Origin of the sequence: Cryobacterium sp. (genome assembly GCF_025463825.1) — a bacterium.
Lineage (GTDB): Bacteria > Actinomycetota > Actinomycetes > Actinomycetales > Microbacteriaceae > Cryobacterium.
The window spans coordinates 14,033-36,159 of record NZ_JAODBG010000097.1 but is presented as its reverse complement, the minus strand read 5'-3'; the positions used below and the strand labels follow the sequence as shown (position 1 = coordinate 36,159).

At 67.9% G+C, this 22,127-nt stretch carries 19 protein-coding genes and 1 pseudogene; 6 read left to right on the top strand and 14 right to left on the bottom strand.

Going from position 1 to position 22,127, the window contains the following annotated elements; translation table 11 throughout:
• The first annotated feature begins 314 nt into the window (after positions 1-314).
• Together JWP54_RS12125 and JWP54_RS12120 are read left to right on the top strand one after the other, a co-directional pair.
• Positions 315-590 (top strand): hypothetical protein, encoded by a 276-nt coding sequence (locus tag JWP54_RS12125; RefSeq protein WP_297372388.1) that lies wholly within the window; start codon positions 315-317, stop codon positions 588-590.
• Positions 591-829: 239 nt separating this feature from the next.
• Positions 830-2,623, top strand: coding sequence for a serine/threonine-protein kinase (locus tag JWP54_RS12120; RefSeq protein WP_297372385.1), 1,794 nt, complete (start codon positions 830-832; stop codon positions 2,621-2,623).
• A 191-nt stretch (positions 2,624-2,814) separates the two neighbouring features.
• Here the strand turns inward: JWP54_RS12120 and JWP54_RS12115 are convergent, their stop codons facing one another.
• Positions 2,815-3,561 (bottom strand): SDR family oxidoreductase, encoded by a 747-nt coding sequence (locus JWP54_RS12115; protein ID WP_297372382.1) that lies wholly within the window; start codon positions 3,559-3,561, stop codon positions 2,815-2,817.
• 101 nt (positions 3,562-3,662) lie between these two features.
• Here JWP54_RS12115 and JWP54_RS12110 point away from each other — a divergent pair, with 101 nt between their 5' ends.
• Both JWP54_RS12110 and JWP54_RS12105 read left to right on the top strand, forming a co-directional pair.
• A complete protein-coding gene (locus JWP54_RS12110; protein WP_297372378.1) occupies positions 3,663-4,532 on the top strand; it encodes a helix-turn-helix transcriptional regulator in 870 nt (289 codons plus the stop codon).
• A 142-nt stretch (positions 4,533-4,674) separates the two neighbouring features.
• Positions 4,675-5,361 carry a DNA alkylation repair protein gene (locus JWP54_RS12105; protein ID WP_297372375.1) on the top strand — a complete coding sequence of 229 codons (687 nt, stop codon included), beginning with the start codon at positions 4,675-4,677 and terminating at the stop codon, positions 5,359-5,361.
• Positions 5,362-5,373: 12 nt separating this feature from the next.
• Here the strand turns inward: JWP54_RS12105 and JWP54_RS12100 are convergent, their stop codons facing one another.
• From JWP54_RS12100 to JWP54_RS12090, 3 genes are all read right to left on the bottom strand, one after another.
• Positions 5,374-7,086, bottom strand: a complete 1,713-nt coding sequence (locus JWP54_RS12100; RefSeq protein ID WP_297372371.1) for an AarF/UbiB family protein — start codon at positions 7,084-7,086, stop codon at positions 5,374-5,376.
• Between the two features lie 4 nt (positions 7,087-7,090).
• Positions 7,091-7,633 carry a PadR family transcriptional regulator gene (locus tag JWP54_RS12095; RefSeq protein ID WP_297372369.1) on the bottom strand — a complete coding sequence of 181 codons (543 nt, stop codon included), beginning with the start codon at positions 7,631-7,633 and terminating at the stop codon, positions 7,091-7,093.
• Between the two features lie 512 nt (positions 7,634-8,145).
• Positions 8,146-9,135 (bottom strand): LysR family transcriptional regulator, encoded by a 990-nt coding sequence (locus JWP54_RS12090; RefSeq protein WP_297372364.1) that lies wholly within the window; start codon positions 9,133-9,135, stop codon positions 8,146-8,148.
• On the opposite strand from JWP54_RS12090, the pseudogene JWP54_RS17750 reads away from it, so the two are divergent.
• Positions 9,025-10,058 (top strand): annotated as a pseudogene (locus JWP54_RS17750) (FAD-binding protein). The gene JWP54_RS12090 and the pseudogene JWP54_RS17750 sit on opposite strands and share 111 nt — an antisense overlap.
• A gap of 54 nt (positions 10,059-10,112) precedes the next feature.
• The gene (locus tag JWP54_RS12075) at positions 10,113-10,742 is read left to right on the top strand and encodes a hypothetical protein (RefSeq protein ID WP_297372361.1); all 630 of its coding nucleotides are present in this window, start codon (positions 10,113-10,115) and stop codon (positions 10,740-10,742) included.
• A gap of 480 nt (positions 10,743-11,222) precedes the next feature.
• Here JWP54_RS12075 and JWP54_RS12070 read toward each other — a convergent pair whose 3' ends face one another.
• From JWP54_RS12070 to JWP54_RS12025, 10 genes are all read right to left on the bottom strand, one after another.
• A complete protein-coding gene (locus JWP54_RS12070) occupies positions 11,223-12,596 on the bottom strand; it encodes an alpha/beta hydrolase (RefSeq protein WP_297372357.1) in 1,374 nt (457 codons plus the stop codon).
• A 54-nt stretch (positions 12,597-12,650) separates the two neighbouring features.
• On the bottom strand, positions 12,651-14,021 hold the full coding sequence (locus JWP54_RS12065; protein ID WP_297372355.1) for an NtaA/DmoA family FMN-dependent monooxygenase: 1,371 nt from the start codon (positions 14,019-14,021) through the stop codon (positions 12,651-12,653).
• Between the two features lie 45 nt (positions 14,022-14,066).
• The gene (locus JWP54_RS12060; protein ID WP_297372352.1) at positions 14,067-15,386 is read right to left on the bottom strand and encodes an NtaA/DmoA family FMN-dependent monooxygenase; all 1,320 of its coding nucleotides are present in this window, start codon (positions 15,384-15,386) and stop codon (positions 14,067-14,069) included.
• Between the two features lie 116 nt (positions 15,387-15,502).
• Positions 15,503-16,114: a TetR/AcrR family transcriptional regulator gene (locus tag JWP54_RS12055; RefSeq protein ID WP_297372349.1), complete on the bottom strand. Its 612-nt coding sequence runs from the start codon at positions 16,112-16,114 to the stop codon at positions 15,503-15,505.
• Positions 16,115-16,165: 51 nt separating this feature from the next.
• A complete protein-coding gene (locus JWP54_RS12050) occupies positions 16,166-17,569 on the bottom strand; it encodes an NtaA/DmoA family FMN-dependent monooxygenase (protein WP_297372346.1) in 1,404 nt (467 codons plus the stop codon).
• Positions 17,566-18,588: an adenosine deaminase gene (gene add / locus JWP54_RS12045; RefSeq protein WP_297372343.1), complete on the bottom strand. Its 1,023-nt coding sequence runs from the start codon at positions 18,586-18,588 to the stop codon at positions 17,566-17,568. Before add ends, JWP54_RS12050 begins: the two co-directional genes overlap by 4 nt.
• 92 nt (positions 18,589-18,680) lie before the next feature.
• On the bottom strand, positions 18,681-19,763 hold the full coding sequence (locus JWP54_RS12040) for an ABC transporter substrate-binding protein (protein ID WP_297372340.1): 1,083 nt from the start codon (positions 19,761-19,763) through the stop codon (positions 18,681-18,683).
• Positions 19,764-19,852: 89 nt separating this feature from the next.
• Entirely contained in the window at positions 19,853-20,608 is a 756-nt protein-coding gene (locus JWP54_RS12035; RefSeq protein ID WP_297372337.1) for an ABC transporter permease, read from the bottom strand.
• Positions 20,605-21,363 carry an ABC transporter permease gene (locus JWP54_RS12030; protein ID WP_297372333.1) on the bottom strand — a complete coding sequence of 253 codons (759 nt, stop codon included), beginning with the start codon at positions 21,361-21,363 and terminating at the stop codon, positions 20,605-20,607. The genes JWP54_RS12035 and JWP54_RS12030 overlap by 4 nt, the downstream gene beginning before the upstream one ends.
• Positions 21,360-22,124: an ABC transporter ATP-binding protein gene (locus JWP54_RS12025; protein ID WP_297372330.1), complete on the bottom strand. Its 765-nt coding sequence runs from the start codon at positions 22,122-22,124 to the stop codon at positions 21,360-21,362. The genes JWP54_RS12030 and JWP54_RS12025 overlap by 4 nt, the downstream gene beginning before the upstream one ends.
• Positions 22,125-22,127: the final 3 nt, after the last annotated feature.

Genomic DNA, 22,127 nt, shown 5'->3' with positions numbered 1-22,127 from the left:
CCATCTCGACAGCGTTCCTTCGTTCCTTGTCCGTAAATCTCCGATGCGGACCGGACTTCCTTACTGCTCCCATGATTTCATCCAATCAAATTAGGAACACTGTCCGGAAGCACCGGGTCACCCCAGGACTGGTCGTCCTTATTTGCACACTTTGTCCTTTCTTCCGCATGGCCCGGTGCCGGGTCTCTAGCCGGTCGTCCTGAACCCGCGTACGTTCGGGGCATGGCGAACCTCATCGAGAAACTGACGGAATCGGTGCCTGGGGCGCGAAGCTGGCCTACGGCGAGAAGACCACGATCGACGGGCATGACCTCGTGCCCGTCGCGCTCGTAGGCTTCGGTTTCGGCGGCGGCGAGGGCTCGGGGGACGTCCCCGACGACCTTGACGGGCCCATGGGCAGGGGCGAGGGCAGCGGTGGCGGTGGCGGCGGATACGCCATACCGATCGGCGCCTATGTCGGCGGTCCGGGCGGGCTGCAATTCCGCCCCAACCTGATCGCCGTGCTGGTGGTCGCCGTGCCCGTCGTGACGGCCACCGGCCTGGCGCTGGCGCAGATCATCGGTGCGTTCCGCGGCCGCACCACGACCTGATCGGGGTCAGAGGGGTGCACTGGGTTTCAGGCGGTCGAAAAAAGGATTGCGCCAAGCAGATCGCGGCTGGTCCCAGCCGACGCCGACCGCCTTGTCCCCGGTCGCCGCGCGTGCGGTCCCGGCTCGCCGGCCCTGCGCAGCCGTGAGAATTTCGGCTTGCCGGAGTACCTTCGAGAGCAACTCCCGAAGGAGCGAGTTCGATGAGTACTCCGACGGCCCTCGTCGCGGACCGATACCGGTTGGTCAAGCTGCTCGGCGCGGGCGGGATGGGGGTGGTCTGGCAGGCGTGGGACGAGCGCCTGCACCGCACCGTGGCAATCAAGATGCTTCGTGCCCAACCTGAGCTCACCGACCAGGAACGCGAAATCCTCACGAATCGGGCGATGCGCGAAGCGCGCATCACCGCGGGGCTGCACCATCCGCACGCGGTGCCGGTCTTCGACGTGGTGGAGCACGCGGGCCAGCCGTGCCTCGTCATGCAGCTGATCGAGTCGACGCCGCTGTCTGCGCTATTGAAGGAACACGGCACACTCACTCCGCTCGAGGCCGCGCGAATCGGCGCGGACGTGAGTTCGGCGCTGGCCGCTGCCCATAAATTGCGGATCGTGCACAGAGACGTCAAGCCCGGCAACATCCTCATCACCGCAGACGGGTCCGCCATGATCAGCGACTTCGGAATCTCGCATGCGTTGGGAGACCCGACCATCACCGCCACCGGCTTGATCCACGGCACTCCGGCGTACCTTGCTCCCGAGGTGGCCAGAGGGCAGGAGTCAAAGTTCGCGTCGGATGTGTACTCCCTGGGCTCGACCCTGTACGCGATGCTGGAGGGCGCCCCGCCGTTCGGCAAGGAGAACAACGCGATCGCGTTGCTGCACAAAGTGGCCCGCGGCAGCTACCCCGCCCCCAGGCACGCGGGGGTGCTCGCTCCCCTGCTTCGCGAAATGCTGTCGGCCGACCCCAGGCGCCGGCCCGACATGAACTCCGTCGCGCTCCGGCTCGCCACCCTGTACGAGCGCCTGAGCCGGACGCCGGCCACCGCCGATGTTGCATTGCCGCCGCCAGCGGTGCCGCCCGATTCCCCGGGCGCCACTTTCGACCATCCGTCAGCACCGCCGGCGGGGACCGCGGAAGCGGAGCTTTCCGCCGAGGCGGCAGACACCGAGCCGCTGGCCGGTACCGCCGTCCGGGACGCCCGCGACGCGGGTTCGGTGCGCGAGGGAAACCCCGACGAGGAAGACGAGACTCCGGAAACCGTCAACCTGCACCAGACCCGGCGCTACGAAGCACCGACACTGGAAGCACCACCGCCAGATGCTGCTCCTCTGGAAGCAGCCACGGTAGCCGCTCACCCGGCGGCAACGCCGGCGGCAGCAACGCCCGTCGTCGCTGACCCACCCCTCACCCCGACGGCGACCCCGCCTTCCGGAGTACCCCAGCGGCATCGCCGCCGTCGGCGCTGGGCACTGATTGGCCTGGTGCTGGTCGCTGCCATCGTCATCCTCGCCGTCCTGGTGCAGATCAATTCGCTCCGCTTGGGCACGGGAAGCGCAGGCAGCCTCAGCACGGCCACGACTCCCACAGCAAGCGTTGCCCCGAGTGCCGAAGCGGAGCCGTCCCAAGGCCAGCCGACCACGGCCGCCTCTGAACCGTCCGCACCGGAACCCTCCGCCCCACCAGCAGGGGCCCCGGAGCAGCAGCCGGTCAGCGCGGAGCAACGGCTCGTCGATACCATTACGACGTACTACTCACTCCTGCCGGCCGATCTGGCCAGCGCCTGGCCGATGATGACGGCCGACTACCAGGTCAATCATGTGGGCGGCAGGGCCGCCTACGAGGACTTCTGGGCAGAGATCTCGGATGTGGCCATTACTGACGTCAGCGCGTCAGTGCCGGACCGAGCTCAGGCCACGCTGACGTACTACTTCACGGACGGGCGTGTCGTGCAGGAGGTGACCTCCTATCGCCTGGCAGACGAGGGCGGCACGCTGAAAATCGCTGCCACCACGGTTATCAGCAGCATCGAACTGTGACCCGCCCGACGCGCGAGGCGACCCCAGACCCGGTGTCGTCAGCCAGCCACCGCGTGTACGTTCATCGGTAGAAACAGGCTCGGTCGAGTCGTGAGGTAAGAGCGGAAGCACTGGGTTTCAGGTGGCCTTCTCGAAGGTTGCGCCAAGCAGACCGCGACTGGTCCCAGCCGCCGCCGAGCACCTGTGGTGCCTCAGGCGGCAGGATTGAGCGCTGCGACGGCGGCCGCGTACCGGCCCTCCACCTCGGCGAAGCGGAGGAATTTCACGGTCTCGACGAGGATCTCCTGAGCGTCGGGCTGCGCCTCCAGGATGGCCATGACCTCGTCGGCGAAGGCGTCGAGCGGCATAAAGTGCTCGTCGACCGAGTTGCCCGGCATGAGCTCGGTCTGCACGGCCGGAGGCACGAGCTCGATGACCTGCACGGAGGTGCCGGCCAGCTGCATCCGGACCGTCTCGCTGTACTGGTGGATGAAGGCCTTGGTGCCGTTGTAGGTCGGCGTGTAGGCCAGCGGGGTGAATGCGAGGCCGGAGGAGACCGTCATCAGGGTGGCGGCGGGGCGGCTCTGCAGGTGGTCGACGAAGGCCGCGACCAGGCGGAGCGGGCCGTTGATGTTCGTGTCGACGATGCGCTCCGCCTCCGCCAGGAAGTCGGCACTGCGCACGTCTTCGGCGTTCATCACCCCGGCCATGGCCACAAGGACGTTCAGGTCGGCGTGCTGGGCCAGCACCTGGTCACGGGCGGCCAGCACCGAGGCCGGGTCGGTGGTGTCGATGGGAACGGTGGCGAAACCGTGTTCGGCCGCCAGGTTTTCCAGTGCGTCGGTGCGGCGCCCGCCGATCACAACGGTGTTGCCGGCGGCCTGCAGCCGCAGGGCAAGGGCGAGTCCGATGCCCGACGTGGCGCCGGGGATGAAAATGGTGTTTCCGGTGATGTTCATGTCCAGAGTCTGAATCGTGTTCCGCGCGGGCGGGAGAGGAGCCGTTGCCGTAGGACTGCCGGTCCCTGGAGAAGGGGGCCGTCGTGATGGATGGTGGAGGCATGGACCAACCAGCCCTCGCCGCATTCCTCCGCTCCCGTCGGGGCGGGCTCCGGCCGGAGGATGTCGGGCTGGCCGCGGGGCCGCGCCGGCTGGTACCGGGGCTCCGCCGCGAGGAGGTCGCCGCTCTGGCGGGCATGTCCACGGACTACTACGTGCGGATGGAGCAGGCCCGCAGCCCGCAGCCCTCCGAGCAGATGCTGTCGGCGCTTGCTCGGGCGATTCGGCTCAGCAGCGACGAGCGCGACTACCTCTACCGACTCGCCGGTCACAACGTGCCGCAGCGCACCCCGCAAGACACCCATGTCGCTCCCGCCCTGCTGCGGGTCTACGACCGGCTCGAGGAGACCCCGGCCCTCATCCTCTCCAGCCTCGGCGAGACTTTGGCGCAGAACCGGTTGGGTGCGGCGCTGCTCGGCGACCACTTGCGGTTCACCGGCCTGGCTCGCAGCAGCGTCTATCGCTGGTTCACCGATTCCGCCGAGCGGGAGATCTATCCGGTCGCCGACCGCGACCGGCAGAGCCAGGCCCAGGCGTCCAGCCTCCGCGTCGCCCTGGGCGCCGCGGGCCCACGCTCCCGCGCGGGCACCCTGGTGCGCGAACTGCAGAAGGTGAGCACCGAGTTCACCGGAATCTGGGCGTTGCAGAAGGTCGCGACGCGCTTCGAGGACCATAAGACCCTCATCCACCCGGAGCTGGGGCCGATCGAGCTGGACTGCCAGGTGCTGTTCACCGAAGACCAGGGCCAGGCCCTGTTGATTCTCACCGCGGCTCCGCGCAGCGAGGCCGCCGAGAAGCTGGCCCTGCTGGCCGTGCTCGGGCAGCAGACCTTCGCGCCGCCGGCACGGAGCTCGACCGCACCTGTGGACTAGTTGTGCCGTCGTGATCGTGTCGCTGATCGGTGTGCCCCGTATCGCCGGATGCGCCAGCTGTAGCGGTCGCATCCGGCCATAGGAGGCACGGCGAGGCCGCTCGTCGTAGGCTGAATGCACACCCGACGGACAGGAGACTGCGATGGCCCAGACGACGTTGACCCAGACGACCGTGGCCGAGGTGATGGCCGAGCTGGCAGCGCTCGAGGATCCGAGGATCCGCGCGGTGAACGCCAACCACGGCGACGACCACGGCGTGAACCTCGCCCAGCTGCGTGCTGTCGCCAAACGATTGAAGACCCAGCAGGAGCTCTCCCGCGAGCTGTGGCAGACCGGCGATACCGCGGCCCGCCTGCTGGCGATTCTGATCTGCCGCCCGAAGGCCTTCGACCGGGACGACCTGGATGGCATGCTGCGGGACGCCGGCACCGCCAAGGTGCAGGACTGGCTCGTGAACTATGCGGTGAAGAAGAACCCGCACGTCGAGGAACTGCGGCAGCTCTGGTTCGCCGATGCCGATCCCGTCGTGGCGAGTGCCGGCTGGGCGCTGACCACCGACCGGGTGGCGAAGACCCCGGACGGCCTGAACCTTTCCGGACTGCTCGACCTCATCGAGGCGCAGATGAAGGCTGCCCCGGAGCGGCTGCAGTGGGCGATGAACCACTGCCTGGCCCAGATCGGCATCGAGCACGCCGAGTACCGTGCCCGGGCCCTCGCCATCGGTGAGCGCCTGGAGGTACTCAAGGACTACCCGACTCCCCCGGGCTGCACCTCGCCGTACGCGCCGATCTGGATCACCGAAATTGTGAGCCGGCAGACCGGGAGCTAGTTTTCAGCCGGCTCAGCGCCCGCGGCGCCCCGCGAACAGCGCGTGCAGCAGCGGGAGAACCGACGCGACCATCAGCACCGCACCGAGCACCGCATCGTCGGTACGGAGCACCGCGCCGGCGATGAGCAGCGCGCCGAACAGGAGCGCCGAGACCGCCCGCGCGATGGTGCGCTCGAGCCGGGCCACTCTCCGTTCGAGGGCCGGGCTGGCCACCGCCACGGTGCCGTCCTCGAAGCGCGTCACCAGGCCATCGAGCCGCTTCGGCAGCCGCCAGGCGATACCGCCGATCTCGAGCGCCTGCTTGCCCAGGTCCTGCACCACGTTGCCACCCTCATCGCGGATCAGTTGTGAGGCGTAGGGCTCCACGGAGTCCCACAGGTTGAACGCCGGATTCAGCGAACTGCAGACCCCTGAGGTGAGTGACATCGCCCGGATGATCAGAAGGAAGTTCTCCGGCAGCTGGAACGGGAGGGCGCGCACGACGTCGCCGAACTGCACGGCGAAGTCCCGGAACTCCCGAGGATCCACTTCGCGCAGCTCCGCGAAGCCCATGCCGCCGAAGCGGGCGAAGAGCTGCGTCATCGCGCGCTCCAGATCGGTCGTCTCGGCCGAGGGAAGCAGCACTCCCAGATCGCGCGCGGCGTCGACCATGCCGGTGCCATCACGCGACGCGGCCGCGATGAGCATCTTCCGGAGGCCCGCGCGAGTGGTCGGCGGAACCTCGCCCATCATGCCGAAGTCGATGAAGGTGAGCTTCCAGCCGCGCCCGCTCGGATCATCCGGCACCGGGGTGACGAAGATGTTGCCCGGGTGCGGATCGGCGTGGAAGAAGCCGGTGCTGAACAGCTGATCGAACATGACGGCAGCGAAGACCGGTGCCGCATCGGCAGGATTGATGCCGGCCGCGGTGAGCGCGTCAGTATCGGTGATTTTGATCGCCGTCACGTCTTCGAGCGTGAGCAAGCGTCGGGTGGTGCGCTCCCAGACCACCTCGGGCACACTCACCCGGTCGTCGCCCTCGAATTCCGCGGCGAAGCGCACGGAGCTGGCGGCTTCGTGCAGGTAGTCGATCTCCTCGAGACTGGTCCACGCGAACTCTTCGACCAGAGCGGGCGCATCCACGCGGTCGGACACCAGCCGCACGTGGCTGAGCCAACCGCCCACCTTGCGCAGGGCCGCGAGGTCGACGTCGACGATGGTGTCGATGCCGGGTCGCTGTACCTTGATCACCACGTCTGCCAACCCGGTGTCGGCGGCATCCTGCGGCAGAAGCCCTGCCCGATGCGCCTGGCCGAGGGATGCCGCCGCCACCGGCGTCTCATCGACCCAGCTGAACGCCCGCTCAAGCGGCATGCCCAACTCGGCCTCGGCGAGCACCCGGATGGCCACGAACGGCACCGGCGGCACCTCGTCCTGCAGCCCCTCGAGTTCGGTGGTGATCTCTGGAGGCAGCACGTCCAGCCGTGACGACAGGAATTGGCCGACCTTGATCATCAGCCCGCCGAGGTCTACCGCCAGCACGTGGAAACGCTGCGCGAACCGCGTCATGCGTTTCGCCCGGGTGCGCTCGGCGAGCTTGGCGAGCCCGATGCGGGGCAGGAGTAGTTCGAAGAACCAGGTCACGGCGAGGTTCCAACCCGCGAAACGCAGGATCCGACGGTAGCGAGCGCGGGTGCCTCCAGCGCCGGGGTTCACGCTCGGTGAAACCCGGCGGTTCGACGGCACTCCGTCAGTCCTGGGCGAGGATCGAGTAGATCCGACGACGTGCCTCGTCGATCGCCGCCACGGCCTGGTTGATCTGCTCCGGGGTGCCGGTGCGGCCGACCTGCGCCGCGGCTTGTGCGAGCTCGATCCCGGCCTTGGGCAGCGCCGAGAACTTGGGGTCCTCCGAGGCGGCAGGGTCCCACGGTGCAGACGAGCCCGAATCGGCGGCCGCGGCGCGGCCCGCGTCGGTCAGGGAGTAGGTCTTGCGACCATTGGACTCCTCCGCGCTGATCAGGCCTTCGTCGGCCAACAGCTGCAGCGTGGGGTAGACGGAGCCGGCGCTGGGCTTCCAGGTGCCACCGCTGCGCTCCTCGATCTCATGGATGATCTGGTAGCCGTGCATGGGCTGCTCCGCCAGCAGGGCGAGCACCGCCGTACGCACGTCACCGCGGCCCATCCGGGTGCCTACGCGCTTTTCGAACCTGGAGCGCAACTGCTCCATCGCCTGCCACATGCCGTCCGCGGGACTGCCGCCGCCGAACCCGCCGGTTGGAAATGAACCACCCATGATGTCCTCCTCAGGAAACCGCTAACGATACTCAACGATATAGTCCGATGCCGGTGAACAAGCCGAATTCGTCGGAAACTCACGGCAACCACGTTCACTGACGGTGTTACGGAGCATGCGGCACCGGTCGACTTCGTGATCATCGAGTTTCCGGCCGGCGAACAGAGTTTCTCGGGTGAGGTCCTCGAGGAGCTTGTGAGGACGGACGGGGGGCACTGCCGCCCGGCGCGCCGGCGGGCGCCTGATCGCCGACGGCCGCATTCACAGTCAGGAGATCGCCGACGCACTCGAGGCGGATGCGGCGATGCAGGAGCAAGGAGCTTGAGCTGCTGAGAGCAGGACGTGTCGGACGCGTCGGAGTCGCTCGCCGGCCCGTCGCCAAGGCGGCTGTGGTCACCAGGGCTGTCACCCCAGGACCGGCCCCGGTGGCGAAAGCGGCCGTTGTCGGCGCTGCGGTGACACCCCGCCGCCGGCGCCTGTAGGCGCAGCGTCGCGCTCGGCGGACCGTCTCGTCAGGCCCGCGGTTCGGCGAGGCGCATGGTCGACCCGACCCGGGCAGCGAAGGCGGTGGCCGTGGCGGCGATCGTGCGCTGCATCACCGCGACCGCCGCGGTCGACGCGACATCCGCCGGGCGGACGAGGGTGATTGAGCGGGTCAGTGTCGGCCCGTCCAGGCGCACCGATCGGAGCCCCGGGCGGTCGATGAGCACCATGGCGGGAACGATCGCGACGCCGAGCTCGCGCTCCACGAACCGCAGTACGGCGTCCATCTCCGCTCCCTCGAGAACCACCGTGGGCGTCAGGCCCGCCGCGTGGAAGGCGGCATCCGTCGTGCTGCGCAGCTCGTAGGTCGCGCTGAACACGACCTGCGGCAACTCCGCGATCGCTTCGAGGCTGATGGTGTTCCCGGTCGTGACCGGCGGCCTGCCGGCCGAGGAGATCAGCACGAGTTCCTCGACGAGCAACGGGGTCACCGTGAATCGTTCGACGGCGGTGGCCTCGGAGGTGTTGATGAGCGCCAGATCGAGTTCACCCCGGGCGAGTTCGTCAAGCAGCCGGCGTGACCCCTGCTCCGAGGGATGCAGTTCGATCGTGGGATGGGCCGCGTGGAACGCGCTGAGCACCTCGGCAACGAAGCTGATGCACAGGGACGGTGTTGCGCCCAGGCGCACCCGACCGCGTTGGAGGCCGGCGAGTTCGGCCAGTTCGCGGCGCACCGACTCCGCATCGGCGAGCATCCGCCTGGCCAGAGGCAGCAGGGATTCGCCCGCAGTCGTCAGTGTTGTGCCGCCGCGGGCGCGGTGGAGCAGCTCGGCGCCGAGGTCCTGTTCGAGAGCGGCGATCTGGCGACTCAGTGACGGCTGATCGAGCTCGCCGAGGCCGGGGTCGATGTGTTGGCCCTGGGCAAGCGGCCCAAGTCCGACGCCCCCACCTCCCTCGCGGCCGGCGGCATCAACGCGGCCCTCGCCACGATGGATGCCGAGGACAGCTGGCAGCAACATGCAGCCGACACGCTCAAGGAGTCGTACCTTCTCGCCAACCCGCACACCGTGCAGATCGTCACCGAGGGCGCCGCGAGGGGCATCGACGACCTGGAACGCTACGGCATGCCGTTCGCTCGCGAGACGGACGGCCGCATCTCCCAACGTTTCTTCGGGGCGCACACCTACCGCCGCACGGCGTTCGCCGGCGACTACACCGGTCTCGAGATCCAGCGCACACTGATCAACCGCGCCGCCCAGTTGCAGGTGCCGATCCTGGACACCGTCTATGTCACGCGCATCCTGGTCAACGAGAACGGGGCGGTGTTGGCGCCTACGGTTTCGACGTCGAAGACGGCACCCGGTACCTCATCCACGCCGACGCCGTCATCCTCGCCGCAGGCGGGTACAACCGGATCTGGCGGCGCACCTTTTCACGCCGCGACGAGAACACCGGGGACTCGTTCCGCCTCGCCGTCGAGGCCGGCGGGAGGTTGCGTGACCCGGAGCTGGTGCAGTTCCACCCGTCCGGCATCATCGAGCCCGAGAACGCTGCCGGGACCCTCATCTCCGAAGCGGCCCGCGGTGAGGGCGGTATCCTCCGCAACGGGCTGGGTGAGCGCTTCATGCACAAGTACGACCCCGAGCGGCTGGAGCTCTCGACCCGGGACCGGGTGGCCCTGGCCTGCTACACCGAAATCAAGGAAGGCCGCGGCACCGCCAATGGCGGCGTGTGGCTGGACGTCTCGCACCTGCCCCGGGAGACGATCATGACGCGCCTCCCCCGCGTGTACCAGACGATGCTGGAGCTGCACATGCTCGACATCACGAAAGAACCGATCGAGATCGCGCCGACGGCGCACTACTCCATGGGCGGAGTGTGGGTGCGCCCGGAGGACCACGGCACCGATGTGCCGGGCCTCTACGCCATCGGCGAAGCCTGATCCGGCCTGCACGGCGCGAACCGGCTGGGCGGCAATTCGCTGATCGAGCTGCTGGTGTTCGGGCGGATCGTGGGCCAGGCGGCGGCCGCGTACTCGGCGGCCCTGCCGGCCCAGGTGCGCTCGGCGGCGGCCGTGCAAACGGCGCGCGACGAGATCCTCGGGCTGCTCGCGGCCGATGGCGACGAAAATGTGCGCACCCTGCAGCGCGCCATCCGCGACACCATGACCGAGCATGCGGGCGTGGTCCGCGACGACCACGGCCTCCGTGCCGGCCTGGCCGAACTGAACGCCATCGAGACCCGTATGGGCGACATCGGGGTCCACCCTGACATCGCCGGCTACCAGGACCTCGCGCACGCGTTCGACCTCACGTCGGCCGCCCTGGCGGCAAGGGCCACCCTCGAGGCGGCGCTGGAGCGACGCGAGACCCGCGGCTGCCACAACCGTTCGGACTACCCGGAGTTGGATCCGGCACTGCAGGTGAACCTGGTGTGGGTCGCCGGGCGCCGGCGTGGTGCGCGAGTCGATTCCGCCAATCCCAACCGATATCGAGGCGCTCATGCAGGAGGTGTCGGTGGTCGGCAAGCTCGTCGAGTAGATCGGCCGGGGCCGGGTGTGACCCTCCCGGCGGATGACGCCGTCCTGGAAACCGCCGGGCCTGTGACCCGGCGGTGCTGGCGCTAATCCTGCGCGCTGTACGGTGCCTCCTTGATCCGCTCGGCCGGCTGCGACACAGTTTCTTCGCGTAGTCGAAGTAGACCTTCGTGGGCAACGGCGCCTCTAAGGCCTCGCGGCTCATCCCGTGCAGCTCCTGCGTCTTTTCGAAGAACCACGTGTCGTAGGGGTCATCCGAGTCCAGCATGATTTTCATGGCACGGGAGAGGTCATCCGCCTCGAGAAAAACGCTGGTGAAGCTCCCCTGTGGGGTCTCAACGAGCGCTGCGACATCCCGGGTGATGCCCGCCCGGCGCCGCGACCGTGCGTGCTCTGCCCTGCGCTCCTCGGACTGCTTGGTAAATGCCTTCCATTCCTCCACTTTGTCGGGCAGGATCGGCACAAACTAACTGGCGCTTTCCATGACTCTTACTCCTTCCTGTACTCGTTGTCGCCGACGATTTTAGCTCCGTCGGGATCCGTCCGTAAGGCGCGCTCGGGCGCCGGAACTCACCTGGCGACCGGTTCCGCGCTCCGAACGGACGCAACCACATCGAGGATCGCCTGGGTCGTCACGGCGGCATCACCCTCGTCCGAGACCAGGGACGCGTGGGTGGCGCCCTCGACCACGTCGAGCCTGCTGTTCGCAGACAGGGCAGCCAGAGCCGCCTGCTTGGCTGTCCAGCCGGGGGCATTTCCTTGGTCGGCGGACAGGACGACCAACGGCTTACCGGCGAAGCTCACCAGCGCGGCGGCCTGCTCCATTGAGGCGTTCGCCGCGACGTACTCGTCAATCGTGCTGCCCAGCTGGCCGCCCTTCGCGACGCTGGCGCGTGCCTCGTCCCGGGCGGCGGGCGGGAGGGTGACGTAGTCGAACTGCCCGTACAGGCGGCCGACACCGATCCGGGCGGAGGCCGAGACCAGCGCCGATACGCGGCCCATGAGGTTGTAGGAGTCTCCCTCATCCGGTGGCTCTGCCGGCAGATTTGCCGCGGGAACCGGTGCGGTCGAGTCGATCAGCACAAGTCCGGCCACATCCTGGGGGAACCGGGCGGCGAAGGTCTGCACATAGAGTCCGCCGAACGAGTGCCCCGCCAGCACGTAGGGTCCGGGAACGTCTCCCCGGTGCAACAGCGTGCGCAGGTCAGTCGCAATCCGGGCCGCATCCTGGCGCGAGTCAGCCGGCTCGCTCCACCCGCGGCCGGCCCGGTCGTAGACACAGACCCGGGTGCCCAGGGCCACGGCCGGTGCGATCCAGCCGAGCACCGCGGACATCTCCCCGCCGCCCGGTTCCAGAACGACGGTCGGACTCCCGGAGCCGGTGCAGCTCAGGTGCAGGCGATGCCCGCCGACGTCGATCAGCCGACCAGGGAGCGGGTGGGCGCGCGCATCCACGCTCTCCATGACAGTTTCGTAGCCGCCGCCGATCGAGGCGACAATCATCAGCGCGATCACCGGGTACAGCAGCCACCGTCCGATCCGGCTGTGCAGATGGCGATGGATGCTGACCGCGATCCAGATCGCCACCGCCAGCAGCGCCGGTGGCCACACCCAGCTGAGTACCGCCTGGATCGAGGAGCCGACGAGCAGCAGGAGCAGGCCACCCAGGCCCATGACCGCCGCGGGAACCGCTGCCCACCGTTGCGGCTGATCGGTGACCCTCGCGGAGAGCACCGCCAGCAGGGCCCAGCCCAGACCGAACCCGAGAAGCACTGCCCCGGTGAGCCTGCTCTCCTCTGGCGGGATGAAGGGCGCGAGAACCAGGAGCAGCGCGGAGACGACCCCGAAGGCCAGCGACCCTGCGACGATCAAGCCGATCCGGCGCCGCGGGCCGGGCGGGCGGCCCTGGTCCTGGCGTGCGGGAGCGGTGGGGATGGTGGTCACATGAGTACAGCCTTGACCCCGTTGCACTCCGGCGCAAGGGCCGGGCGGCGCGGGTCAGATGGTCACGCGAACCTTCTCCGCACGGAATGCTGCACCCGGGTGCGAGCTCGGCAGACGCATCTGGCCCTCGCCGAAGAGGTGCTCGCGCAGCGTCGTGCCGGGAAGCTCGTCCTTGATGAGACCACGTCTGCGCAACTCCGGGAGCACCTTCGCGAAAAACAGGTCGTGCCCGCCGTCCGGGTCCGGTTGTACCAGGAAGCCGTCGGCGTCGGTAGCCTCGATCATGGCGACGGCCTGGTCGACGATCTCCTCCGGAGTGCCCAGGAACGGCTTGCCCATCACCCCGTTGGCGCGGAACTCCTCGAGAATCTCGCGCACGGTGGGGGCATTCTCACCGAGGAACCGTTCGACGTTCGTGCGTCCGCTGTCGGTGTTCGCCGCACTGGCCGGCATGGGCTTGTCGAGGTCGAGGGCGAGCAGATCGACGCCGGTGAAGTATGCGTACAGGGTGGCGGCGTGCTCGAGCGAAATGCTTTGGATGTGCTTCTGGTGCTGCGCAAGGGCCTCGGCAGCGGAGTCGGCGACCCGGAAGGTGCCGGCGATGAGGCACTTGACCGCGTCGCGGCCGCGGCCATTGGCCTCGGCACGGCTTCGGATGTCGGCGATCTGGGTCGCGAGAGAGGTGGATTCGGCGGCGAGGAACACCGCCTCGGCGTACTTCGCGGCGAGTTCGCGCCCAGCGGCCGACGCGCCGGCCTGGAACAGGGTCGGCGTCACCTGCGGGCTGGGCGGGGTGACGAGCACTCCCTTGGCCGAGAAGTACGGTCCGTCGTGGATGATCTCGCGCACCTTCGTGGGATCGGCCCAGGTGCCGGTGCTGCTGTCCTTCTTCAGGGCGTCCTCGTCCCAGCACCCCTCCCAGTACTTCAGCGACAGCTCGACATGGTCGTCGGCTTTCGCATAGCGATCGTCGTGGGCCATCAGGGGTTCACCGAATAGCAGGGCGGAGGCGGCCTGCGCCGATCCGGTCACGATGTTCCAGCCCATTCGCCCCTGGGACAGGTGATCCAGCGTGCGGTACTGGCGGGTGACCGTCGGCGGTTTCTCCACCATCGTGGAGACCGTCGTGACCAGACCGAGCTTCTCCGTCACCGCTGCCATCGCAGACATCAGCATCTGGGAGTCGATCGTGGAGAATTGCACGTTGCGCTCGATGGCCGTCGGAATGATCGCGTCGTTCAGCGTGGGGTAGCCATAGGAGTCGGCGAGGAAGAGGAAGTCGACGCCCGCCGCCTCGCACTTCTTCGCGAGGTCGGTCCAGTAGCTCAGGTCGGTGAAGTTGCGGTCGTTCTCACGGCCGGGCATGTTCCAGGTGCGGCGCACGCCGCCCGTCTGGAACATGCCGATTGCCAGTTTCTTGGTCATGCTGCACTCATTTCTCGGAGAATTAGCTGATCGGGGTGCGCGGTTTCAGCGGTGTGCTGCGGCGCCGTTGCGGTACGCGGCTCCGGGGTGGTCGGCGGCCAGGTGCGGCGTGCCGGTGCCCAGGAGACGTTCCCGCAGGGTCATGGCGGGCCGGTCGGTCTGCACGAGGCCCCGCGCCTGAAGTTCGGGCATGATCAGGTCGATGAAGCTGTCGAAGGTGCCGGTGTGGTCGGGCTGTACGAGGAAACCGTCGGCGCCGGTCGCGGCGATGGTGGCCTCGGCCTGGTCGGCGACCTGCTGCGCATCCCCGATGAAGGGGGACCCCATCACGCTGTTGCGCTGGAATTCTTCGAGGATCTGCCGCACGGTCGGGGCGTCGGGCCCGAGGAAGCGTTCAACGTTCGTACGACCCGTCTCGGTCTTCGCCGCCGAAGGATCGAGGGGCTTGTCGGGGTCCATCGTCGCCAGGTCGAGTCCGGTGAAGAACGCGTATGACGCCGCGGCGTCGTCAAGGGTCCGGGTTGCCAGTTGACGCTCCCGGATCGCCCACGCATCCGATTCGGTCGCCCCGACGATGAAGGTGCCCGCGATCAAGAACTTGATGGAGTGAGGATCCCGACCGTACTGCTGGGCACGACGACGGATGTCTGCGATCTGTTCGGTGAGGGCCCCCACCTCGGCGGCGAGGAAGACCGCCTCCGCGTATTTCGCGGCGAGGTCGCGACCGGGCGCTGAGGCGCCAGCCTGGAACAGCATGGGGGTGCGCTGCGGGCCCGGCGGCACGGTCAGCACGCCCTGGGAGGAGAAGTGCGGGCCGTAGTGCTCGATCTCGCGGACCTTCTCGGGGTCGGCGTAGATCCCGCTCTCGCGGTCGACGACGAGGCCGCCCTCATCCCAGCATCCCTCCCACAGCTTCAGCGAGAGGTCCACGTGGTCTGCGGCGATCTCGTAGCGCTGGTCGTGGCCCGTCATCGCGGCGCCGAACAACCGCGCCGAGGCGTTCTGGCCGGCGCCCGTCACCACGTTCCAGCCGATCCGGCCGTTGGTCATGTGATCGAGCGTGGCCATTTTCCGGGCGACCATCGGCGGCTGCTCCACCATCGTCGACAAGGTGGTCACGAGGCCCAGCTTCTCGGTGACGGCAGCGAGGGCGGGCAGGATGGCCAGCGGGTCGCCCTTGGGAAACTGCACGCCGCCGCGGATGGCCGTCGCGGGCAGCCCGCCGTCAACGACGGGATAACCGTAGTCGTCGGCGAAGAAGAGAAAGTCGACGCCGGCGGCTTCGCAGCGCCGCGCCATGGTCAACCAGTGATTGAGGTCGAGGAAGTCCGTCGCCGTGTTATCGGCCAGTTTCCAGGTCCCCATCAGACCGACGCATTGGAACATCCCGATTTTCCACGTTTGTGCCACGTTGCGTACCTCCACGATGAACGAGTTGAACTGAACAGTTCACACGCTATGCGGCGCTGGTTTCAACCGTGTTACGACGAGGAGAAATTTGACTCCCGGCGCGCAGCCGCGACCGGAGTGAGCTGGGCGAGTAGTCCCCGCACCCCGATGGCGTAGGTAGTACCCAGCTGCTCCGTGGGAACGCCGGAGAGCAGCAGGAACTGCAACCCACGCCAGAGGGCGATGATCTGCGTCGCTGCGACGAGACTGTCGGCGTCGCTGTATCCCGCGCTCGTGAAGACCGCCCGGGTGAGCTCCACCCATTGCCGTCCGGCACGCTCGATGAAGGTCTGCCACTGGGCGGTGTCGCGCATCGCGACCCCGAAACGCTGGAAGTAGAGCCGCAAATAGGGAAGGTTCTCGGGAGCCGACAGGTCGTCCCAGGAGGCCAGGAGACGTTCCTCCAGGCCCCCCGGTCCGCTCAGCCGGTTGAACATCTCCCGCAGCAGGGCGAACCGATCGAGGGCGCGCAAGCCGGCCTCGTCGAGCAGGGCTTCCTTGGAACCGAAGTAGTACAGCAGCATCCGGTTGTTCGAGCCGATGCTCCGGGCGACAGCACTCAGGCTCAGGTCGATGACACCCTCACGAAGAACCAGGTCGACGACGAGGCCAAGCAAACGTTCACGTTCCGGGGTGCCCTCCACCCGGCTCATACTATCCCCAGCCGGGTACGACGCTGGTCGTGCGGGGCTCGATCACACCGGCACGGTGACCGCCGACAACGCGGGATGCGCGCTGCCGAGCCTGTCGTTGCCGGGCCGTTCGGTGAGGCGTGCCCGCAAGGTGTTGCCGGCTTCACCGTCCCGCAACCGGCCGCGTTCTCGCAGAATGGGCATCACCAGTCGACCGAAGTCCTCCAGGTCGTTCGGCTGGAAGACCGGTTCGATGAGGAATCCGTCCAGGTCCGTCTCTGCGACCAGCTGCTCGATCTGATCGGCGATCTGGGTCGGATCGCCGACGATGCGGAATCCGCGGGTGCCGCGGCCTCGCAGCTGTTCGAGGATTTCCCGCACGGTCGGGGCATCGTCGCCGAGGAAGCGCTCGATGTTGCTCGTGCCCATCTGGCCGACGGGTCCACCCGCGTCGAGAACCTGGCGCAGAGTCCGGTCGGGGTCCAGCGCCAAGAGGTCGATCCCGGTGTTGCCGGCATACAGGGACGCAACGATTTCGTCGGTCTGCAGAGCGTCGAATTCAGCCTCCAGCTCGCGAGCGCGCTCCTCGGTCTCCCCCACGAAGACCGTGAGACCCGCCATGGTCTTGAGCGTGTCCGGGGCGCGTCCCGCCTCGATGCCGAGGCGCCGGAGGTCGGCGACGGCTGCTTTCGTGCGCGACGGGGTGGTTGCCTGCACGAAGACGCATTCGGCGTTCAACGCCGCGAAGGCCCGCCCCGTGGGCGACGTGCCGGCCTGGAACAGCACCGGCGTGCGCTGCGGCGAGGGCGGCGCACCGTAGTAGCCCCGGGTTTGGTAGTGCTTCCCGTCGTACTCGACCCGGTGGATGCCCTCCCGGCGGGCGAAGACGCCCGTCGCGCGATCGGCGACGAGCGCGTCATCGTCCCACGCGGTTTCCCAGAACCTGGCCGCGAGCTCGACGTACTCGCCTGCCATCTCGTACCGCGTGTCGTGTGGCACCATCTGGTCGTGGCCGAACACCTCAGCGACGGCGTTCTGGGACGCGCCGGTGACGATGTTCCAGCCGATGCGTCCCTGGGTGAGGTGATCGAGCGTCGAGAAGCGGCGGGCGAGTTGCACCGGATGGTCGAGCCCCGTCGACTGGGTGACGACGAACCCGAGCTTCTCGGTGTGCCGGGCGAGCACCGGGATGAGGTAGTCAGGGTCGAGGCCCGAGAAATTGATGCCGCGGGTGACGGCCACTTCCGGCAGGTCACCGTCGATGATGGGATAGCCGTAGCCGCCGGCGAAGAACAGGAAGTCGAATCCGCTCTCTTCCAGGATCTTCACGACCCGGATCCAGTGGTCCACATTCATGTAGTCGATGCTCTCGCTGCGGGGATGGGTCCAGCTGAAGGTGCCGCCTACCTGCGGACCCATTACCTCGAACACCCCGAAGTGCAGCACCTTCGTGCGTGCTTTACTCATTCGGTGGTACCGGTCAACCAGGAGTCGATGCGAACCTTCGCGGCGACCTTCACGTCGGCGGACGCCTGGGTCGTCTCGATCGACGTCCACGCGCACGCGGCGAGCTGCTCGTCGGTCATGCCCAGGCTCGTGCGGCTCAGCTCGTATTCGGAGAGGATGTCCGGCCCGAAGAGGATCGGGTCGTCGGCGTTGATCGAGCAGCGGATGCCCGCGTCCAGCAGCCGCTCCAGCGGGTGCTCCGCGATTTCGGCCACAACGTCGAGCAGCACGTTGGAGGTGGGGCAGACATCCAGTGAGATCCCGCGCTCGGCCAGAACGGTGAGCAGTGCGGGATCCTCGATGGCACGCACCCCGTGCAGGACCCGGTCGGCCTGGAGGATGTCGATCGCTTCCCACACCGACTCGGGGCCCACGAGCTCGCCGGCGTGCGGGGTCGCCTGGAGTCCGGCCGCCTTCGCGAGTGCGAAGGGCTCGGCGAAATCGGCGCACGGGAAGCCGCGCTCGTCTGCCGCGAGACCGAGGGAGACGACACCGTCGCCGGCGAATTTGACCGCGGTTTCGGCGACGAGCATGGCCGCTTCCGGCCCGGCGGTACGGTCGATGGTGGGCATCAGCCCGAAGGCCACGCCATGCTTGGCCGAGGCGGCGCGGGCGAGGTCGATGAGCTCGCGCATCGCGGCGTCGAAGGTGCCGTACTGTTCCGCGTAGAAGCGGGGGCTCACACCGAGTTCGAGGTAGGCGACCCCCTCGTTGGCCTGGTCCTCGAAGATCTGGTCCATGAGGATACCGAGGTGGTCCGGGTGCCGCAGTGCGTCGAGCAGTGACTTGTAGGTTGCGCTGAACGCGGTGAAGCCCTTGAACCCCCGGGTCTCGGCCGGTTCGATGCCGAGCGCCGCCGAGAGCGAGATGAGGGTTTCCGGACGCATGGCGGCCTCCATGTGGAGGTGCAGATGGCCCTTCGGAAGGGCGCGGAGGTCGCGGAGCGCCGCGGGACGCAGCTCGGTGTCGGTCATGGTCATGATGTACTCCTCGTGAATCGGGGTGGTGCGGGTGAATCGGGGTCGTGCCGGGAGACGGGGACCGGGCGCGGGTGCGCCCGGTCCCCGCGAAATCATCCTTCGAGGCTGGCGTGCGCCGCTTCGAGGTAGCTCATGTCGACGTAGTCCTCGGGGGCGGGCAGATCGGTGTATCCGGCCACTTCGAGACCCGGGTACATCAGCTCGGTCATGAGGGCGGGATCCATCCAGAACAGCGGGTCGCCGTACTCCCCCACCACAAGCTCCTGCTGCAGCTCGTTCTCGCGGGTCTGCTGCTTGAGGTCGAGACCCAGGTCGGCGCCGAAATCATTCACTGCCAGCTCTGCAGCCACCGCGGGGTCGTCGCCGTTCTCTTCCCAGCCGCGGATGGAGGCCCGCAGGAACCCTTCCATGTCGTCGCCGTTGTCGCTGACGTACGACGAGTCACCGTAGATGACGTTGCCGTAGAGCGGCATTCCCAGGTCGGCGTACAACGTCACGACGTAGTCGTCCGGAGCCAGACCGTACTGCTCTTCGAGCATGATCGGCTGGTTGGTGGCGTACGCCGTGTAGGCGATGCCCTGACCGTCGACGAGCGGGGCGATGTCGAAGCCGACGGGGATGAAGTCGTAGTCGGGCTCGAGCCCGGCGATCTTGAAGGCCGCGTCGTAGTTGATCTGGGTGCCTTCCTGGCCGAGTACCGTCTTGCCGACCAGGTCCTCCGCGGTGCGCACGGGGTCGCTGGCGAGTGACACGAGGGCGCCGGGGCTTTCCTGGAAGAGCGCGCCGATCGCGGTCCAGTCGTTGCCGTCCGCGAAGGTCTGGAGCCAGCTCTGCGTGCCGGGCACGATGCCGATGTCGGCGCCGTCGGCGGCCAGGGTGGCCATCGTGGTCGGTGCGTTCGGTCCACCGCCGATCCACTCGATGTCGAGCCCTTCCTCTTCGTAGTAGCCCATCTGGTCCGCGATCCAGAAGCCGGCCCATTCCACGTTCTTGATCCAGCCAAGCGACACGCGGATGGTGGTGAGTTCTTCACCGCTATCGCTTGACGCGGTATCTTCGGCGCCGGCGCCGCCTGCGCACCCGGCGAGGGAGAGCGCTGCGACGACGGCCACGCCGGCTGTCGTGAGAAGGCGCCTGCGACGAGTGACATTGCGGCTGGTTGTAGCCAGGTACATGGTTCTCCTTGAGGGGTTGGGTGGAACGAGTGGGGTCTGCGGGAAGTCTTTCGGGGTCGCCTCAGGAGGTGACCGCGCGGGTCAATGGATCAGGTCAGGCGGCTTTCGACGCGGCGCTCCATGAGCTGGGCGCCGACGAAGACGAGCACCGAGACGACGGTGGCCACGAGGGCGGTTCCCCAGGAGCGCTCCATGTCCATGTAGCTGCGCGCCTGGGAGAAGAGAGCCCCGAGCCCGCTGGTGCCCATCAGGAATTCGGCGAGCATCGCGGCCAGCACGGCGCTCGGCGCGGTGATCCGCACTGACACCATCAGGTTTGGGAGCGCGTACAGCACGCCGAGGCGGCTGAGCACCTGGAGCTTGTTGGCGCCCAGGACGGTGAACAGGTCGCGGCCGGCTTCCGGAATCGCGGCGAGCCCCGACAGCGTGAAGACGAAAGCGGGAAAGAAGCAGATGAGCATGGTGGAGGCCAGCACAGCGGGGTCGCCGTAGCCGACGATCCTCGCGATGATCGGAATCAGCGCGGTGATCGGCACCGAGCGGATGATGAGGGCCGCGGGGGTCACAACGCCGGAGAGGGCGGCGGACCACCAGACGAGGACGGCGCCCACGAAGCCGATCAGGGTTCCGCCGACGAGTCCGCCCAGTGCCATCCCCAGCGTGTACAGGATCGACGGAACGTAGTCGGCGAACCCGGTGAAAACATCCGCGATCACGAACCACGGTCGTGGCGCCACGGTGGAGGTGTAGCCGTTGAGCACCACCCAGGCGTCCCAGCTCAGGAGCAGGAGCGCAATCGGCCACAGGTGCACGATGCCCATGCCGATCGAACGCGCGCGGGTCATGTGAACCTCCTCATGGCGACTCGCTGTAGTTGGATGAAGACGAGGTACGCCAGCAGCGACATGATCGTTGCGGCCATCGCGGCCGCCCAGAGCAGCGCCATCTGGTAGTTCTGCATGGCGCTCACGATGACCAGTCCGAGGCCCATGGGAGCGCCGAACCACTCACCGATGGTCGCGCCGAGGATGGCGGCAGGCGCGCTCAGGGTGAGCCCGTCGAAGAACGCCGGGACGGCTCGGGGAAGCTCGAGCCGGGCCAGGCGCCGCGTCCGGTTCGCGCCGATCACCGTGAAGAGGTCCTGGTGTGCGCTACTCGTGTTGGCGAAGCCTGATGCCATGGTCACGAACATGACGAACCCGACGCTGAGGGCGGCGATGACGGCGGGGGCATCTTCACGTCCAACGGTGGTGATCAGCAGCGGTGCGAGCGCAATCGTCGGCACGGCGTGGAGGATGGCGGCGAACCGGTCCATCCCCGGGCGGATGATCGGCACAACGAGGGCGAGGGCCGCCCCCAGCACCGCGATGACCGCACCCAGGAGGAAGCCCTGGGCCGCTGACGAGAAGGTGACGAGCGTGTTCCGCCACAACAGGCTCGCTCCGGCGGGGGTCGTCACGTAGGACACCACGTCCATCACGGGCGGCCATGCTCGTCCGGCAAGACCGAACTGGCCGATCAGCTGCGCGGCCAGGATGAGCAGGGCGCCGCCGGCGAGTGAGTAAGCGACCTTGACCGACGTCCGGGTGGGCGTATTCACGCGGCGTCGCCGTCGTTGGCGTCGAGAAGTGACGTCAGCTCGTCGACGAGCTCGTGGAATTCGGGTGACCTGGTGGTGGCCGCGTCGCGCGGGCGGGGGAAGTCAACGTTCTTGATGGTGCGCACCCGGCCCGGCCGCCCGGTCATCACGACGACGCGATCGGCGAGGATGAGGGCTTCGTCCACGTCATGGGTGACAAGGATGGTGGTGATCTTTTCCTCGCCCCAGATCCGGGCGAGTTCGGCATTCATCCGGCGTCGGGTCACCGCATCCAGCGCACCGAAAGGTTCGTCGAGAAGCAACAGGTCGGGGCTGAGGGCGAGGGCCCTGGCGATTGATACGCGCTGGCGCATGCCGCCGGAGAGCTGCTTCGGGCGAGCCTTCTCGAATCCCTTCAGGCCGACGAGTTCGATGAGCCCGTCCACGCGAGCGTCGTCGACCTTGCGCCCGGCCACCTTGTACGGCAGGGCGATGTTCGAGCGCACGGATGCCCAGGGCAGCAGCGCGTGCTCCTGGAAGGCCACCCCCAGGCGGTGCTGCGTGGCCAGCTCGTGCGGTGCGGCGCCGAAAATTTCGACGGTGCCGTTGGTCGGCCGGTCCAGCCCGGCCGCGAGACGCAGCACGGTGGACTTACCGCAGCCCGACGGGCCGATGATCGCGACGAATTCTCCTTCACGCACCTCCAGGTCAACCTCGGCGAGGGCCTGCAATTTCTTGCCGCGGCTGAGGGTGAAGATCTTGTCCGCGCGATTGACTGACACGGC